The 15,664-nt window shown below is 73.4% G+C and carries 14 protein-coding genes; 6 read left to right on the top strand and 8 right to left on the bottom strand.

Annotated elements, in window-relative coordinates:
- Positions 1 to 10: 10 nt before the first annotated feature.
- Positions 11 to 544 carry a MarR family winged helix-turn-helix transcriptional regulator gene (locus ASE87_RS14640; protein ID WP_231567049.1) on the bottom strand — a complete coding sequence of 178 codons (534 nt, stop codon included), beginning with the start codon at positions 542 to 544 and terminating at the stop codon, positions 11 to 13.
- 103 nt (positions 545 to 647) lie between these two features.
- Here ASE87_RS14640 and ASE87_RS14635 point away from each other — a divergent pair, with 103 nt between their 5' ends.
- From ASE87_RS14635 to ASE87_RS14615, 5 genes are all read left to right on the top strand, one after another.
- Positions 648 to 2,036, top strand: coding sequence for a glycosyltransferase 87 family protein (locus ASE87_RS14635; protein ID WP_056229895.1), 1,389 nt, complete (start codon positions 648 to 650; stop codon positions 2,034 to 2,036).
- Between the two features lie 136 nt (positions 2,037 to 2,172).
- Complete coding sequence (locus tag ASE87_RS16220) at positions 2,173 to 2,583, top strand: hypothetical protein (protein ID WP_043594082.1); 411 nt, start codon at positions 2,173 to 2,175, stop codon at positions 2,581 to 2,583.
- Entirely contained in the window at positions 2,576 to 3,004 is a 429-nt protein-coding gene (locus tag ASE87_RS14625; protein ID WP_056049738.1) for a phage holin family protein, read from the top strand. The genes ASE87_RS16220 and ASE87_RS14625 overlap by 8 nt, the downstream gene beginning before the upstream one ends.
- A complete protein-coding gene (locus ASE87_RS14620; protein WP_056229891.1) occupies positions 2,985 to 3,401 on the top strand; it encodes a DUF3618 domain-containing protein in 417 nt (138 codons plus the stop codon). The genes ASE87_RS14625 and ASE87_RS14620 overlap by 20 nt, the downstream gene beginning before the upstream one ends.
- Positions 3,402 to 3,404: 3 nt before the next feature.
- Positions 3,405 to 4,592, top strand: coding sequence for a YihY/virulence factor BrkB family protein (locus ASE87_RS14615; RefSeq protein WP_056229888.1), 1,188 nt, complete (start codon positions 3,405 to 3,407; stop codon positions 4,590 to 4,592).
- Positions 4,593 to 4,690: 98 nt separating this feature from the next.
- On the opposite strand, the gene ASE87_RS16215 is transcribed toward ASE87_RS14615, so the two are convergent.
- The 4 genes from ASE87_RS16215 to acs all read right to left on the bottom strand — a co-directional run bounded on the left by ASE87_RS16215 (position 4,691) and on the right by acs (position 8,573).
- On the bottom strand, positions 4,691 to 4,855 hold the full coding sequence (locus ASE87_RS16215; RefSeq protein WP_157489931.1) for a hypothetical protein: 165 nt from the start codon (positions 4,853 to 4,855) through the stop codon (positions 4,691 to 4,693).
- Between the two features lie 102 nt (positions 4,856 to 4,957).
- On the bottom strand, positions 4,958 to 5,755 hold the full coding sequence (locus ASE87_RS14610) for an isocitrate lyase/phosphoenolpyruvate mutase family protein (RefSeq protein ID WP_056229884.1): 798 nt from the start codon (positions 5,753 to 5,755) through the stop codon (positions 4,958 to 4,960).
- Between the two features lie 58 nt (positions 5,756 to 5,813).
- On the bottom strand, positions 5,814 to 6,419 hold the full coding sequence (locus ASE87_RS14605; RefSeq protein WP_056230078.1) for a nitroreductase family protein: 606 nt from the start codon (positions 6,417 to 6,419) through the stop codon (positions 5,814 to 5,816).
- 96 nt (positions 6,420 to 6,515) lie between these two features.
- Positions 6,516 to 8,573, bottom strand: a complete 2,058-nt coding sequence (gene acs / locus ASE87_RS14600) for an acetate--CoA ligase (protein WP_056229881.1) — start codon at positions 8,571 to 8,573, stop codon at positions 6,516 to 6,518.
- Positions 8,574 to 8,734: 161 nt separating this feature from the next.
- Here acs and ASE87_RS16525 point away from each other — a divergent pair, with 161 nt between their 5' ends.
- Positions 8,735 to 11,173: a S8 family serine peptidase gene (locus ASE87_RS16525; protein WP_235472357.1), complete on the top strand. Its 2,439-nt coding sequence runs from the start codon at positions 8,735 to 8,737 to the stop codon at positions 11,171 to 11,173.
- A 17-nt stretch (positions 11,174 to 11,190) separates the two neighbouring features.
- Here the strand turns inward: ASE87_RS16525 and ASE87_RS14590 are convergent, their stop codons facing one another.
- Genes ASE87_RS14590 through ASE87_RS14580 form a run of 3 tightly spaced genes read right to left on the bottom strand, consistent with a single transcriptional unit; the run spans position 11,191 to position 15,421 of the window.
- A complete protein-coding gene (locus tag ASE87_RS14590; RefSeq protein WP_056229876.1) occupies positions 11,191 to 13,995 on the bottom strand; it encodes an FtsX-like permease family protein in 2,805 nt (934 codons plus the stop codon).
- Positions 13,992 to 14,720, bottom strand: a complete 729-nt coding sequence (locus ASE87_RS14585; RefSeq protein ID WP_043594069.1) for an ABC transporter ATP-binding protein — start codon at positions 14,718 to 14,720, stop codon at positions 13,992 to 13,994. The genes ASE87_RS14590 and ASE87_RS14585 overlap by 4 nt, the downstream gene beginning before the upstream one ends.
- Positions 14,717 to 15,421 (bottom strand): PadR family transcriptional regulator, encoded by a 705-nt coding sequence (locus ASE87_RS14580; RefSeq protein WP_056229874.1) that lies wholly within the window; start codon positions 15,419 to 15,421, stop codon positions 14,717 to 14,719. Before ASE87_RS14580 ends, ASE87_RS14585 begins: the two co-directional genes overlap by 4 nt.
- Positions 15,422 to 15,664 lie beyond the last annotated feature (243 nt).

The raw sequence follows: 15,664 nt of genomic DNA, 5'->3' as shown, positions 1-15,664 counted from the left end.
GGCCGGGCGATCAGGGACGCCAGCCGAGGTTGAGCGCGGCCGTGCGGAGGAACCGCACGGTGGTCGCGTGGGCGCCCGGCTCGGCCCCCCGGACCGTCTCGTCGCGGATGCCGTCGACGACGTCGACGAGCTTGCGGTGCGCGAGGCTCCCGCGCTCGGTGAGGGCGTAGCGACCGTCACCGACCCCGTCGGTCGCGAGGCTCACCCAGCCGCTCTCGACCAGCTCGGCGAGGTGGTCCGAACTCGACTCGCCCGTGGCCGGGTCGAGGAAGGGCGCGACGGCCCCGTCGAGGGTGGTGCGGGTGGCCGGGCCCCGTTCGAGCAGGTTCAGCAGCTGCCACTGACGGCGAGTGACCCCGTGTTCGTCGAGGACCTCCTCGAAGCGCCGGTCGATCAGCCCGTCCACGAGCCTCAGCCAGAAGCCGATCGGGCGCCCCCGGTCGACGGCGAGGTCGTCGTCGACGCTGCCGAGGTCGTGAGGTGCGTGCGTGTCGTCGGTCGGCGGAGTGACCTCGCCTCCGTCTGCGGAACGTCGTCGGTCCATGGACGGCACCGTACACCGGTCGGACCTCCGCCTCGAGAGGGATCTTCCGATGGATTCACCTGCCGGAAAGACAACGGCAAGGCCGCGGCCTTACATTCGAGGCGTGACCACCTCGAGCGCCGTCGCGCCTGCGCCCCTCCCCACGCGACTGCGCCGCACCTGGTCGCGCGTGCAGGCCCATCCGCGCGGCCTGCTCTACGGTTTCGTCGCCGTGCACGCCGCCGTGTTCCTGGCGCTCACGCCGCTGATGATCGGCGGCGGGGTCACCGGCGACCTGCCGCTCTACCGCCTCTGGGCGACGGGGGCCCTGAGCGAGGGGGTCTGGCCCGTCCTCGACTTCTCGTGGGTCTACCCGGCCGGGGCCCTCGTGCCGATCGTGCTGCCGAACGTCTTCGGTGAACAGCACTACCAGTTCGTCTGGCTGGCCCTGCTCACCGCGCTCGACGCCGTCGCGCTCTGGCTGTTGACCGACCGCGGCCGACGCACGGTCGACAACCGGGCCGCCTGGTGGTGGCTGCTCGTGACGCTCGTGCTCAGCCCCGTCGCGTTCCTGCGACTCGAGGGGTTCAGCGCGCCGTTGGTCGTCGCCGCCCTGATGTTGCTCTCGACGCGTCCGCGGGTGGCCGGGCTGCTGCTGGCGGCGGCCACGTGGATCAAGGTCTGGCCCGCCGCCGTCATCGCGGCGGTCGTCGTCGGGTCGCGTCACCGGGCGGTCGTGCTGCGCGGGGGCGTGCTCGTCACCATGGTCGTCGTGTCGTGCGTGTTGCTCGGACGGGGGGCCGACGACATCACGAGCTTCGTCACGATGCAGTCGGGGCGGGCCCTGCAACTCGAGGCGACGCTCTCGACGCCCTGGCTCTGGATGGCCATGCTGCGCGTCCCCGGCGCCTCGGTGTACCAGAACGTCGCCCTCGCCACCCGCGAGGTGATGGGCCCCGGCGACACCTGGATGATCAACGACAGCACCCAGGTCATGCTCGCCGTCCTCGTGCTGCTGGCGGGTGTCCTGGCCGTGGCCAGCTTCGGCCTGCCCCGATGGGGAGGGCTCCGGAGGCGCGGGTCGGCAGCGTCCGCCGGCGCCGCGGCCGTCGTCCCGGCTCGTGGCCGCGACGACGAGTTCGGCACGGTGCTGCTCGGCGCCCTGACCCTCACCCTCGCCTTTGTCGTCTTCAACAAGGTGGGCTCGCCGCAGTACCTGCTCTGGATCGTGCCGATCGTGGCCGTCGGGTACGCCTCGCGCCCCGAGGCGTTCCGGACGCCGGCCGTGTTGACCGCCTGGGCCTCGGGGCTCACGACGTTGGTCTTCCCGATCCTCTACCGATCCCTGATCGAGCTGAACCCGGTGGCTGTGCTCCTCCTCGGCGCCCGCAACGCCCTGCTCGTGGTCCTGTTCTGCTGGTGCACGGCCCGACTCGTGCGGCTGGCGGTCGCCACGGTGCGCAGCGACGCGCTCGAGGTGCGCGTCCCGCTGGTGGCGACCCGCGCCTCCTGACCCCGGCGCCGGGGTGGCTCGTCCCCTGCATGCCGACGGACGGCGTCGTCCACGGATGCCCGGCCAATCTGGGCCGCGTGCGCCGGGTCGTGCCAGCGTGGAAGGCCTACCTGCCACCACGAGCCAAGGAGCACTCATGAAAGGCAAGATCCTCTTCGTCGCAGGAGCGGCCGTCGGATACGTCCTCGGAGCCCGCGCGGGTCGCGGCGCGTACGTCAAGATCAAGGACCAGGCCGAGAGCCTGTGGGAGAACCCGACCGTCCAGAAGGGCGTCCAGCAGGCCGAGGGCTTCGTGAAGGAGAACGCTCCGATCGTCGCCAAGAAGGCGCAGGACGTCGCGAACGACGCCGCCCACGCGGTCGGCTCCAAGGCGAAGTCCGTGTCGGGCAAGGGCTCGGACGCCACCGACAAGGCCGCCGCCAAGGCGACCGAGGCGGCGCACAAGGCCGCCGACAAGGTGAACGAGAAGGCCGACGACGTCAAGAAGCAGACCGCGGGCACCAGCCCCGACGACGACAAGCTGCCGGGGGTGACGGTCGGTGAGTGACCTGAAGGCACCCGAACAGAGCACCAAACGTTCGCTCGGCTCGCTGATCGGCAGCCTGCCCGAGCTGATCTCGCGGCTGATCCGCGGCGAGATCGCGCTGGCCAAGACCGAGCTCGCCACCAAGGCCAAAGAGGCCGGGGTGGGTGTCGGCTTGTTGGTCGGCGCCGCCCTGTTCGGCTTCTTCCTGCTCGCCGTGCTCATCACGGCCGGTGTGTTGGGGCTGGCGACGGTCGTCGCTCCCTGGCTCGCGGCGCTCATCGTCGCTGCCGTCCTGCTCGTCATCACGGCCGTGCTGGCACTGCTCGGCATCAAGGCCCTCAAGAAGGGCGTGCCGCCGACCCCGGAGAAGGCCGTCGCCAGCGTGAAGGCCGACGTCAGCGCGTTGAAAGGGCAGGGCAGCTATGACTCCGAGAAGCACTGACGCGAGCGATCACGACGCACACGGCACGGCGAAGCGCGGCAAGGGCGACGAGCCCGACCCCCGTGCCGAGCTCGCCGAGGCCCGTGCGGCCGAGGAGCGCGCCGATGCCCACGGCAGCACGTCGCCCGACAAGGACGCCGAGAACGCCACCGGGCCCCGCCCCGGTGCGAGCATCCCCGAGATCGAGCTCGACCTCGCTCGCACCCGTGAAGAGTTCGCGGCCACGCTCGACGCCATCGAGGACAAGCTGAGCGTCCCTGCCCACGCCCGTCGGCTGAAGGCGAGCGTCAAGCGGCGCCTCGACAGCGACCCGAAGCCCGTCGTGGCGGCCGCTGCGGCCGGCACCGTCGGCGTCGTGGCGCTCGTTGCCGGCATCGTCAAGACGATCAGGCGCTGACCCGTGGCCCAGAAGAGCACCGAGCGCGAACAGCAGTCACCCGACGAGGACGACTCGCGCAAGCCACAAGACCTGACGGACGTCTCCAAGCCCTCGTGGGGGTACGTGCTGGGCAAGACCCTGCGCGAGTTCACCCGCGACCAGTGCACCGACCTCGCCGCCGCGCTCACGTACTACGCGGTGCTGGCGATCTTCCCGGCGTTGCTGGCGATCGTGTCGCTGCTCGGAGTCGTGGGGCAGGCGGACTCGACCGCCAAGACGCTGCTCGACCTCGTCTCGCAGTTCGGCTCGCCGCAGGTCGCCGACCTGCTGCGGGACCCGATCATGCAGCTCACCGGTTCGCCGGCCGCCGGGGTCGCTCTGATCGTCGGTGTGCTGGGTGCCCTCTGGTCGGCCTCCGGCTACGTGGGTGCCTTCGGTCGGGCCATGAACCGCGTCTACGGCATCGACGAGGGGCGTCCGATCTGGAAGCTCCGCCCGACCATGCTCGGCGTCACGGCGTTCACGGTCGTGCTCATCGTCGTCGCGGCGCTCATCCTGGTCATCAGTGGTCCCGTGGCCGAGACGGTCGGCGACCTCGTCGGACTGGGCAGCACCGCGGTGTTCGTCTGGGACATCGCGAAGCTGCCGATCCTCGCGATCATCGCCGTCGTGATCGTCGCGGTGCTCTACTACTGGGCCCCGAACGTCAAGCAGCCGAAGTTCAAGTGGATGAGCCTCGGGTCGCTCGTGGCGCTCGTCATCTGGCTGGTCGCGTCCGTGGGGTTCGCGTTCTACATCGCGAACTTCTCGAACTACAACAAGACGTACGGCTCGCTCGGTGCGGTCATCGTCTTCCTGCTGTGGCTCTGGATCACGAACAACGCCCTGCTCTTCGGGGCCGAGTTCGACGCCGAGCTCGAGCGTGGCCGCGAGCTGCAGGCGGGCCTCCGGGCCGAGCGCGACATCCTGCTGCCGCCCCGCGACACCGCCCAGAGCGAGAAGAAGGCCGCGGCCCTCGCCAAGGACGAACTCGCCGGCATGCGACTGCGTCAGGCCGCCGCCGCGACGATCGAGCGGAACGGCGACGAGGTGCCCGAGCCGAACGGCGAGGGCGGCTCCGAGGCGTCCGAGTCCGACCGGAAGAAGGACGAGCGCGCCGACGGCGGACACTCGAAGGGCGACCGTTCGAAGGGCGACCGCGACGACTAGGTGACGTCCTCTGACGACGCGACCCGCGCCTCCTCGGCTCTTACGAGCTCTGGAGGCGCGGGTCGTCTCTCGTGCGGCGGCAACGGACACCGGGTCGCTTACGCCCCGACCGGCGTGCCGAACCCGACCTGCGGGTGCTCGTCGGGCGTGCCGAACCCGACCTGCACGTGCGCGATGTGCGTGCCGAACCCGACCTGCACGTGCTCAACGGACGTGCCGAATCCGACCTGCGCGTGCGCGATGTGGGTGCCGAACCCGACCATGCGGTGGCGACACGCCGCCCGACAGGCGCTGCGGACGGCGTGTCGTGCTCGGATGGTCGCGAAGTGCACACCGGGGTGGAGGGGCTGGGCGTCCGAGGCGGGCTAGAACTCGAAGCCGAGCTCGGACGGGTAGTCGCCCCGCGCGGTGAGCGTGGTCGCGGCGTCGCGCAGGTGCGACAGGGTCAGGCCCATCGTGGTCGGGCCGAAGCTGACCCGCGAGACGCCGAGCTCGGCCAGGCGGGCGAGCGGGACGGACGACGGGTTCGAGATGACGCTGACCTTGCCGTGGATCTGGTCGAGGGCGGCCTTGACGAGGTCTTCGGTGCCCAGGCCGAGGACGAACGCGCAGTCGGCGCCGGCGTCGAGGTAGGCGTTGGCGCGGGTGATCGCGTCGTCGAACGAATCCGGGTCGCCGGCCAGGGCGTCGACCCGGGCGTTGATCACGATCGGCACACCGGCGCGATCGCCGGCGCGGCGGGCGGCGGCGATCTTCGAGACCTGGGTGTCGATGTCGTACAGGGGCGCCTTGGCCTGGCCGATGCTGTCCTCGATGTTGAGGCCGGCGGCGCCCTCTTCGATGAGGCGGAAGACGTTGTCGAGCGTGCCGGCGGCGTCGGTCGCGTAGGCCTTCTCGAAGTCGACGGAGACGGGCAGATCGACCGAGCGGATCACGATGCGGGCGGCGGCCAGCATGTCGTCGACGTCGAGGCCCTCGCCGTCCTCGACGCCGTGCGCCTCGCTGATCGAGTGGGAGGCCGTGGCCAAGGCCTTAACGCCCGGTGCACCCGCGACGATGCGCGCGGTGATGCTGTCCCAGACGTTCGTCAGGATCAGCGGGTCGCCGGGGACGTGGAGGGAGCGGAGGAGTTCGGCCTTCTCGGCCGTGCTGGAGATCGACATGCGCCCAGCCAACCAGCCCGGGCTGGCAGGCACCAGCCCGGGCCGATCCCGGCGGGGACTAGTCGCGCCGGAGGACGAGCTCGCCCAGGGGCAGGCGCTCGCGGGGGGCGGTCTCGCGCTCGGCCAGGGCCTCGATCAGCTTGTCGGCCTCGTCGACGACGCCGACGGCCGTGATCGTGACAGGCTTGAGGTTGTCGGTCAGGTCGAACGCGGCGACGATCTTGTCCCACTCGACGCCGGCCATCTGGTGGGTGTGGAAGCCTTCGGCGTGGGCCTGCACCGTGAGGTGGGCGACGGCCTGGCCGAGGTCGTACTCGGCGGTCGGGCGTGCGTCGCCCTCGACGGTCGAGGTCTCGGCGACGGCCACGATCAGTGCCGCGGCGTTGCCGGCCCACATCGCGTTGAAGCTCATGAGGGTGCCGACGATCGTGTCGAACGACTCGCTGCCGCGGCGGGCCACGATGAAGCGGCGGGGCTGGTGGTTCTGGGCCGACGGTGCCCAGCGGGCGGCCTCGAGCAGGGCGTCGAGCTGACGGTCCGAGATCTCGGCGGTCGGGTCGAACGAGCGGGGGCTCCAGCGCTCGTCGAGCAGCGGCACGAGCGGCACGCTCGTCTCGGCGGTGCGGAGGGTGGACGGGGCGGCGGTGGTCTCGGAGATCGACATGACGACGCTTTCTTCTCGGAACGGGACGGGGGAGGCGAGGCGCGTCATCGGGCCCCGACCACGGTAACCCCGGGTGTGGGCCGGTGATTCCCGACCTCAGGAGGCGCGGGTCGCCTCCGCGAGGATCGCCGCGACCCGTCCGGGCACGGTCTCGTCCTGAAGGCTCGTCGTGTCACCCAGGGGGCGGCCGTCGACGATGTCGGCCAGCAGCCGCCGCATGATCTTGCCCGAGCGGGTCTTGGGCAGGTCGGGCACGACGAGCACGGTGGCGGGCTTGGCGATCGGCCCGATCTGATCGGCCACGTGCGCGCGCAGCACGGGGGACAGCGACCCCGCGAGCGGAGCCCACACGGACGGCTCGGCGGCGTCGCCTGCGTCTCGCACCGCGCCTCCTGCCGGTCGTGTCGACGGCACCACGAACGCGGCGATCGCCTGGCCGGTGCGCTCGTCGGCCACGCCGACGACGGCCGCCTCGGCGACGGCCGGATGCGACACGAGCGACGACTCGATCTCGATGGTCGACAGGCGGTGACCCGACACGTTGATCACGTCGTCGACCCGCCCGAGCACCCAGATGTCGCCGTCCGCGTCGTACTTCGCGCCGTCGCCCGAGAAGAACCAGCCCTGCCGCCAGTAGGTCGCCCAGTAGCTGTCGCGGTACCGCTCGGGGTCGCCCCAGACCGTGCGGGCGAGCGCCGGCCCGGTCCGCTGGACCACGAGGTAGCCGCCACTGCCGTTCGGGACGCGCTCGCCGGCGTCGTCGACCACGGCGGTCGAGAGCCCGGGCAGGGCCCGCAGCGACGAGCCCGGCTTGAGGGTGTCGGCCCCGGGCAGCGGGGCCATGACGGCGGCCCCCGTCTCGGACTGCCACCAGGTGTCGACGATCGGGCACCGGCCCCGGCCGAACTGCTCGTGGAACCAGACCCACGCTTCGGGGTTGATGGCCTCGCCGACCGTGCCGAGCAGGCGCAGCGACGACAGGTCGTGGGTGTCGGGCAATCCGTCGGGGAACCACGACGACAGCGTCCGCACCAGCGTCGGGGCCGTGTAGTAGGTGGTCACGCCGTAGCGCTCGATGATCTCGAGGTGCCGGGCCGGGTGGGGGGTGTCGGGCGTGCCCTCGTAGATCACCTGGGTCAGGCCGTTCGACAGCGGACCGTAGATCTCGTAGGTGTGCGCCGTCACCCAGGCGAGGTCGGCCGTGCACCAGTGCACGTCGTCGGGCTTGGCGTCGAAGACGGCCCAGTGGGTCCAGTTCGCCTGCGTCAGGTAGCCGCCGCTCGTGTGCACGAGTCCCTTGGGCTTCCCGGTGGTGCCGCTCGTGTACATGATGAACAGCGGCGTCTCGGCGCCGAAGTACTCGGGCTCGTCGGTGTCGGGCTGGTCGTCGACGACATCGTGCCACCACAGGTCGCGGCCGTCCGTCCACGGCACGTCGGGCGTCTGCTCGCCGGTGCGCCGGACGACGAGCACGTGCTCGATCTCGTTCTCGCCGCTGACCGCGTGGTCGGCGTTCGCCTTGACCGGCACCGCGGTGCCACGACGGAACTGCCCGTCGGTCGTGACCAGCAGCTTGGCGCGGGTGTCCTCGACGCGGAACTTCAGCGCCTCGCCCGAGAACCCGCCGAAGACCAACGAGTGGATGGCACCGAGACGGGCGATGGCGAGGGTCACCACGATCGTCTCGGCGATCACCGGCAGGTAGACGACCACGCGGTCGCCCCTCCCCACGCCGAGCGACCGCAAGCCGTTGGCGGCCTTCACGACCTCGCGCTGCAGCTGCGCGTACGTGATGTCGCGACGGTCGCCGGGCTCGCCCTCGACGTGCAGGGCGACCTTGTCGCCGAGGCCGGAGTCGACGTGCCGGTCGACGCAGTTGACGGCGACGTTGAGCGTGCCGTCGGCGAACCAGGTCGCCTCGGGCACCGTGAGCTCGCCGCCCGGCCCCTCGGTCACGGGCTTCCAGGTGTGCGCGACCGTCCACGGCGTGTGCCAGTCGAGCCGCTGCGACGCCTCGGCCCAGAACGCCACGGGGTCGGCGGCCGCCCGCGCGTGCTCGGCGGACGTGACGTTTGCCCCCTCGACGAGCGCGGGAGGCGCGGCGAAGGTCCGTCGCTCGTCGAGCAGGTTCGAGATGGTGTCGCTGGTGGCCATGCGCCCCACGCTACGGGCGGCTCGGCGGCGTCGGGCGCCGCGGGGCAACGCTGCGTAACGCGCGGGCGATCCGGAGGGCGGGGACGAGGCGTGCGACCGAGTCCTGCCCAGGCGGCAGGATCGTGACCCCGCCGTGATGCGTCGCCGCTTATCGTTGCCAGGTGATCAGCAGCCCTCGACGTCCTCTCGCTCGTCGATCGACCCGTGCACTGGGTGGGGCGGCGCTCGCCGCGGTGCTCGTGCTCGCACCGGTCACGGCCTTCGCCGCGGACGCCCCGGCGACTGCCACCTCGTCCCCGGCCCCGACGACTGCCACCTCGTCTCCGGCGCCGACGACCGCCGTCCCCCAGCTGTCCGCGCCCGCCTCGAGCTCGGTGCCGACCGCCGTCGACGCGATGACCTACGTCGTCAACGCCGCGCCCGGTGCCGTCACGACCGACGCGGCGTCGGCCGCCGTGGTCGCCGCGGGCGGCACCGTCCTCGCCCGGTGGGACGAGATCGGGGTGGTGACCGCGCGGTCGACCGCAGCCGACTTCGTCGACCGGGTCCGCGCCTCCTCGGCGGTCGGATCGGCGGGTCCGACGCGGACGGCCGCCGTCCGGACGACGGCCGGAGCCGGCCCGCGCGACGACGCGGGCTCCGCGCCGGCCCCGACGGTCGGCGTGCAGTCGACCGGCCTGGCCGAGCAGGTGACCGACGTGGCCGACCCCGCCGAAGAACGAGGGTGGAACGACCAGGCCGTGCACGCGGCCGAGGCGCGGGCGGTGCAGCCCGGCAGCCGCGACGTGCTGGTCGGCGTGCTCGACAGCGGGATCGATGCGACGCACCCCGACCTCGCCTCGCAGGTCGACCCGGCCGCCTCGGTGGGCTGCAGCGTGGACGGCGTCGCCGACAGCGACCCCGCCGCCTGGGCGCCCTCACCCGACGCCGCGACGAGCACGCGCGAACACGGCACCCACGTGGCGGGCGTCATCGCCGCGGCCGACGACGGCCGGGGTGTCGTCGGCGTCGCCCCGGGCGTGCGGCTGGCGAGCGTCAAGGTCGTCGACGCGAACGGCTTCATCTACCCCGAGTACGCGATCTGCGGTTACATGTGGGCGGCGCAGCAGCAGATGGACGTGACGAACGCCAGCCTCTTCGTCGACCCGTGGGCCGCCTGGTGCTCGGGCGACCCCGACCAGGCCCCGGCCCTCGAGGCGGTCGCGCGGGCCGTCGCCTGGTCGCAGCACGAGGGCGTCCTCGACGTGGCGGCCGCCGGCAACGCCGCGACCGGTGCCGTCGCCGTCGACCTCGCCCACAAGACGACCGACTCGCTCAGCCCGAACGACTCGACCCCGCAGTCGGGGCGTGACGTCTCGCAGGGGTGCGCGCAGCTGCCCGCCGAGGTCGACGGCGTCGTCACGGTCTCGTCGGCCCAGCAGGGCACCGGGGGCTCGATCGAGAAGTCCCGTTTCTCGAACTACGGGGCGGGCGTCGTCGACCTGACGGCCCCCGGGTCCGCCGTGCTCAGCACGGTGCCGGGTGGCGGGTTCGCCGCCCTCAGCGGGACCTCGATGGCGGCTCCGCACGTGGCCGGGGTCGCGGCCCTGCTGGCGAGCGTGCATCCGGACGCGACCCCGGCCCAGCTGCGTGACCTGCTCACCCGTCAGGCCGGCGGTGAGACCCCGGCCGAGTACTTCGGGGCCGGCATGGTCGACGCCTTCGCCGCCGTGACCGAAGACCTCTCGCTCGGCCCGGTCGTCGTCGCCCCCGACGGCACGCTGCGGGCGGGCACGGCGGCCACCCTGCGCGGCACCGGCTTCGTGCCCGGCGAGACGGTCCGGGCCGAGGGGGACGCGTTCGACGAGTCGACGTCGACCGTCGCCGACGAGCGTGGGCGGGTCCAGCTGCCCGTCCGGCTCTCGCCCGGCACCCCGCCGGGCCCCTCGACGTTCGCCGTGGTCGGGTCGTCGGGCGCGAGCGCGGTCGTCGACGTCGAGGTGCAGGAGGCGCTGGCCGGCCCGGTCGTCACCTCACCCGCCGGCGGGGCACGGGTGCCCTCGGGGCAGGACGTGGTCGTCGAGGGCACCTCGATCGACTCCGCCCGCGTCACCGTCACCGTGGAGCCCGCCGCAGAGGTTCTCGCGTCGACCCGGGCCGTGGCGGCCGCTGCCGTGTCCACCACGGTCCGCGCCCAGCAGGACGGAACGTTCAGCGCGACGTTCTCCGGCCTCGCCGAGGGGGACTGGCACGTCTCGGCCGTCACCCGGACGGTGGACGACATCGTCTCGGCCACCGGCCCCGTCGTCCTCTTCGCCGTCGACCCGCTCCCCGCTCCCGTGCCGGGTGACGAGAGCGGCGTCCCGGTCGGGCCCGGGGCCGCGCCGGCCGGCCAGGGGCCCACGTCGCCCGCCCCGGGTGCGCGGCCGGGCGGAACCGTGCTCGACGCGGGTGCCTCGGGACGCCGGATCGCCGCCGAGCCGGCCCGCGCCTCCTCGGATGCTCTCGCCTGGACGGGTTCCGAGCCGGGGCCGGTGGCTCTCGCGGCCCTGCTGATCGTCGTGTTCGGCGTCGTCGGCGTCGGCGTCGGGCGGCGTCGTCCCGTCGACGAGGCCCGGTAGCGACGCCGACGCGCTCGTCAGTCCAGCACGGGTCGCCGCACGAGGGAGCGCGGTCGACGGCTCGTCAGGGCACTGCCGGCGGCGACGACGAGGGGAAGCCCGACGACGACGACGACCAGCACCCACCACGGTGGGGTGAACGGTAGGTCGGAGGCCCAGACCATGGCCCCCGTCGGCACCAGGCCCAGGATGGTGCCCAGTACGGCACCCGTGCCGACGACCACCACGCCCTGCCAGAACGACATGGCGCGTCGCTGGGCGTCCGTGCCTCCGACGGCCTGCATGGTCACCTGGTCGCTCAGCCCCTCGGCGCGGGCGAGACCCAGGGCGACCGCGGCTGCCGCGGCACAGACGAGGGTCGTCGCGACGAGTGCCAGCACGAGTGCCAGGTCGAGGCTGCGGTCGACGGGACTCGTCTCGACCGTCGCCCGGCCGTCGGTGGCGGCGGTGACCGCGGCCCGGAGGCCGGCGGCCTCGTCCTCGGTCGGTTGCCGGTCGGTGGCCATCACCACGGCACGCTGGGTCAGCTCGAAGCCCAGCCGCTCGGCGGTCCCGGGGCTCATCAGGACGGCCCCGGTGCTGAGCGTCGTCGGACGCTGGACGACGGCCGGGAGCGACACGGACGTCGAGGGGGTGGCCGAGGCGTCGAAGCCGTCCTCGACCTCGGCCGGGGTGGCGAGACCGATGGTGGCTTCGCCGTCGACGACGAGCGACGGGTCGAAGGCGATGACGCCGCCCGACTCGAACGCGGCTCGGGCGGCCGTGGACGGAGCGGCCCCCAGGGTCACGGCGAGGCCGTCCTCGTCGGTCACGATGATGTTGTCCTGTGACGTGAACGAGCCGAGCGGGTAGTCGCAGGCCGGGTCGGCATCGGTGATCCGCTGCGCCTCACGGGACGACAGGCCCTCGAGGCGCCCCGTCGACGAGTCGCAACGGTCGGGGACGGTCAGCACGGCCCACGGCGTGATCGCGTCGACGGCGACCGGGGCGCCGTTCGAGTCGTAACCGCTGGGGACCGGGGTCTGCCACACGGTACGGTCGCCCACCGGGAGGTCGCGCGCGACGGCGGCGACGGCCGCGGAGTCGAGCGAGGCCGCCTCGGTCGAGCCGCCCGGCACGCGGAGGTCGGACGCCTGGTCGTACGAGATCGCCACGGTGCCCGCCGGGTAGGGGCGGTAGAAGGAGTCCTCGGACTGTCGTGCGGCCGCGGTCGACATCGAGACGCCGAACACCGCGACGAACACCGCCGTGGTGACGGCCGCCACGGCGGGAGCGGTGCGGGCGACCCCGTGGGCGGCGTCGCGCAGGGCGAGCCTCAACGGCACGGGTGCCGGCGTGGACGCGCGCCCGAGCCGACGGACGAGCGTCGGCACGAGCAGCAGGACGCCGACGAGAGCGGCCACGGCGGAGACCGCGAGGCCGACGAACGCCACCCACCACCATCGTGAGCCGACCGGGACCGATGTGGCGTACGAAACCCATCCCGCGCCGAAGCAGGCGAGCACGCCGCCGACGACGAGGACGCCGGCGAGCACGGCGGATCGTCGGCCCCGACCACGACCCCGGTCCGACGCGGCGTCCACCGCGCCGGAGGCCGTCCCGCCGCGCAGCGAGTCCATCACGTCGACCCGGGCGGCACGCCGCGCGGGCACGACGGCCGCGATCCACGACACCGCGACGGCGAAGAGCCCGATGCCCGCGACCACGACACCGGGGACATGAACGCCCCAGAACGCGAACGGGCCCACGTCGACGCCGGCTCGCCGGGAGAGGACCACGACGCCGATGCCGAGGTCGACGCCGACCGCGAGGCCGGTGACGGCGGCGACGACGCCGACCCACACCCCTTGCCGCGTCACGACGCTCGTCAGCGCGCGCTGATCGGCCCCGACCGCGGCGAGCACGGCCAGGGTGCGGCGTTGCCGACGGGCCCCCACCCCGAAGGCCGCACCCGCGAGAAGCGCGACTTCGGCGCCGGCGAACACGGCGAAGACCACGCCGAGGGCGGCGTAGGTGCCCGCGCTGCCGTAGCCCGCCTCGCTCTCGAGGCCGGGGGTGCCGTCGGGCGGAGGGTCGGCGACGACCGCGGCCGACCAGACGACGAATCCCGCGCGTCCCAACTCGCGCACCTCAGCCCAGTCGACGGCGTCGCCCACGAGGTACTGCTCGGTCGATGACGAGGAGGCCGTCGACGACGGGTCGGGCAGACCCGCCGCCAGGTCGTCGCGGGCGAACACCTGTCGGTCGTCCGTGCCGCCGCCGACCTCGGACATGATGCCGACGACCGTCACCTCGAGGTCGCGTGCACCGTCGGCGCCGGGAACGCGGTGGAGGGTCGTGGTCGACCCGGTCTCGAGCCCGTCGTCGCGGGCGAGGGCGGGCGTGACGAGCACCTCGTCACCCTGCTCGGCGGCCCGCCCCCGCTCGAGCACGTAGCGGCCCTCGAAGGCCGGGTCCGTCACCGGTCCGATCACGACGCCGGCAGGGGACGTGCCGACCCGGGTCCAGAGGGTGCGCAGGGTGAGCGTCCGGTCGACCCCGGGCACGACGTCGGCCGGCGCGCGGTAGGTCACCTCGTCGCCCGACCACTGGTTCAGCCCCCGGACGGACTGCCGGGTCTCGTAGCCGGTCCAGTGCACCCGGGCGGCCGTGTGGCCCAGCGTCGAGGTGATCTCCTGGCGGGTCGTCGGCATCGCACTCGCGACGAGCACCGCCGCCCCCGAGGCGCCGGCCACGGGCAGCGCGATCAGCAGCACGACCATCACGTACTCGCGCAGGCGCTTGAGCACCTGGCGACGCGCGACGAGGCCGCCGGCCGTCACCGCGCCTCCGGGGTCAGCAGCGACTCGGGCCCTCGCGGCGCGGACTCGTCCACGAGGCGGCCGTCGCGGAGGAACACGATCCGGTCGGCCCAGGCGGCGTGTCGGGCGTCGTGCGTGACGAGCAGGCCTGCGGCACCTGCGTCGACCCGTTCGCGCAACAGGCCCATGACCTCGTCGCCCGTGCTGCTGTCGAGCGCGCCGGTCGGTTCGTCGGCGAGGACGAGGCGACGGCTGCCGACGAGGGCGCGCGCGATGGCGACCCGCTGCTGCTCGCCGCCCGAGAGCTCGGCGGGGAAGGCCCGCCCGCGACCGGCGAGGCCGAGGGCGGCCAGGGCGTCGTCGGCGGCACGCCGGGCGGCACGGGTGCCGATGCCGTCGAGTTCGAGCGGCAGGGCGACGTTCTCGGCCGCGGTCAACGTCGAGACGAGGTTGAACTGCTGGAACACGAAGCCGACCGACCGGCGTCGCACCCGGGCGACCTCGGCCGCGCTCAGGTCGGCGAGCCAGGTGCCGTCGACCTGCACGTGCCCGGCGGTCGGCGTCGTCAGGCCGCCCGCGATCGCCAAGAGGGTCGATTTGCCCGAGCCGGACGCGCCCATGACGGCGACCAGTTCGCCCTCGAGGACGGTCAGGCTCACGCCGTCGAGGGCGGTACGGGCGAGGTCGCCGGTTCCGTGTTCGTGCCCCACCCCGAGCAGGGTCAGCACCTCGGCGCGCCCGGTCACGACCGGCCTCGCGCGGTGGGTGCCGGGTCCGGCGTCAGGGCCGGGGATCGGGGCACACCCGTCGTCGGGGCCACGGCCTCGACCGCCCACTGCCGTTCAGCGAGGGACGCACGACGCAGGCTCGACTCGACGTGGTCGAGCCAGCGCACCTCGGCCTCGGCCGCGAAGATCATCGAGTCGACGACGAGGCGCCAGGCGAACTCGCCGGGCGCGCCCGGGTCGCCGCCGGCGTGCTTGGTGCGGGTCAGCCGCTGCAGCTTCGCCAAGGAGGCGCGGCGCTGCGTCTGCACGAGCGTCGCCACGTCCACCCCCGGCAGGGTCGCGGCGAGGGCGAACTTGAGCGGCAGCTCGTCACGGGTGGCGTCGGGGGTGTCGACGGCCGTGCCGAGCCAGCGGGCGACCTCGGCCCGCCCGGCGGCCGTGATGCGCCAGAGCCGCTGCTGCTCGCCCACGGGGTGCGTGGTGCCCGCCGCCGAGGCCTCGGCTGCGGGTGCCCCTTCGGCCTCGGGCGACGTGTCGTCCGGCGCGGGCTCGTCGCGCTCGACGAGCCCGTCGCGGTCGAGCCGGTCGAGGGTGGAGTACACCTGGCCGACGTTGAGCGGCCAGGTGGACCCGGTGCGCCGGTCGAACTCGCTGCGCAGCTGGTAGCCGTAGCCCGGACCCTGGTCGAGGATCGCCAACAGGCCGAATCGCACGGTCATGCGGCCGCCCCGCCGTCCGGTCGTGCCGTCACGTGGCCTCCTGTGATCGAGTGGCGACGTCGCCCTGCGGCGCTCGTGCATACCGAGTATGCCCGGCATCGCGGGCTCCGACAACCGGCGCCCGGCGACGTCCGTCTCCGACGTCCTCGACGACGGCGTCCGACGGTGGTCCGCACCACACGACCGCGCCGCACCGCACCACCGCACCGCACCGCCGGTCACGCCACCGGGCCGGGCCGGGGC

This window comes from Frigoribacterium sp. Leaf44, from assembly GCF_001421865.1.
Classification (GTDB): Bacteria; Actinomycetota; Actinomycetes; order Actinomycetales; family Microbacteriaceae; genus Frigoribacterium.
The sequence above is the reverse complement of the archived record's forward strand: the minus strand, read 5'-3'. Positions and strand labels throughout refer to the sequence as shown.

Excerpts from the sequence above, each read along its gene's own strand:
- ASE87_RS14640 (WP_231567049.1), bottom strand. The coding sequence starts at position 544 with ATGGACCGACGACGTTCCGCAGACGGAGGCGAGGTCACTCCGCCGACC.
- ASE87_RS16220 (WP_043594082.1), top strand. The coding sequence starts at position 2,173 with ATGAAAGGCAAGATCCTCTTCGTCGCAGGAGCGGCCGTCGGATACGTC.
- ASE87_RS14620 (WP_056229891.1), top strand. The coding sequence starts at position 2,985 with ATGACTCCGAGAAGCACTGACGCGAGCGATCACGACGCACACGGCACG.
- ASE87_RS16215 (WP_157489931.1), bottom strand. The coding sequence starts at position 4,855 with ATGGTCGGGTTCGGCACCCACATCGCGCACGCGCAGGTCGGATTCGGC.
- ASE87_RS14610 (WP_056229884.1), bottom strand. The coding sequence starts at position 5,755 with ATGTCGATCTCCAGCACGGCCGAGAAGGCCGAACTCCTCCGCTCCCTC.
- ASE87_RS14605 (WP_056230078.1), bottom strand. The coding sequence starts at position 6,419 with ATGTCGATCTCCGAGACCACCGCCGCCCCGTCCACCCTCCGCACCGCC.
- acs (WP_056229881.1), bottom strand. The coding sequence starts at position 8,573 with ATGGCCACCAGCGACACCATCTCGAACCTGCTCGACGAGCGACGGACC.
- ASE87_RS14580 (WP_056229874.1), bottom strand. The coding sequence starts at position 15,421 with ATGACCGTGCGATTCGGCCTGTTGGCGATCCTCGACCAGGGTCCGGGC.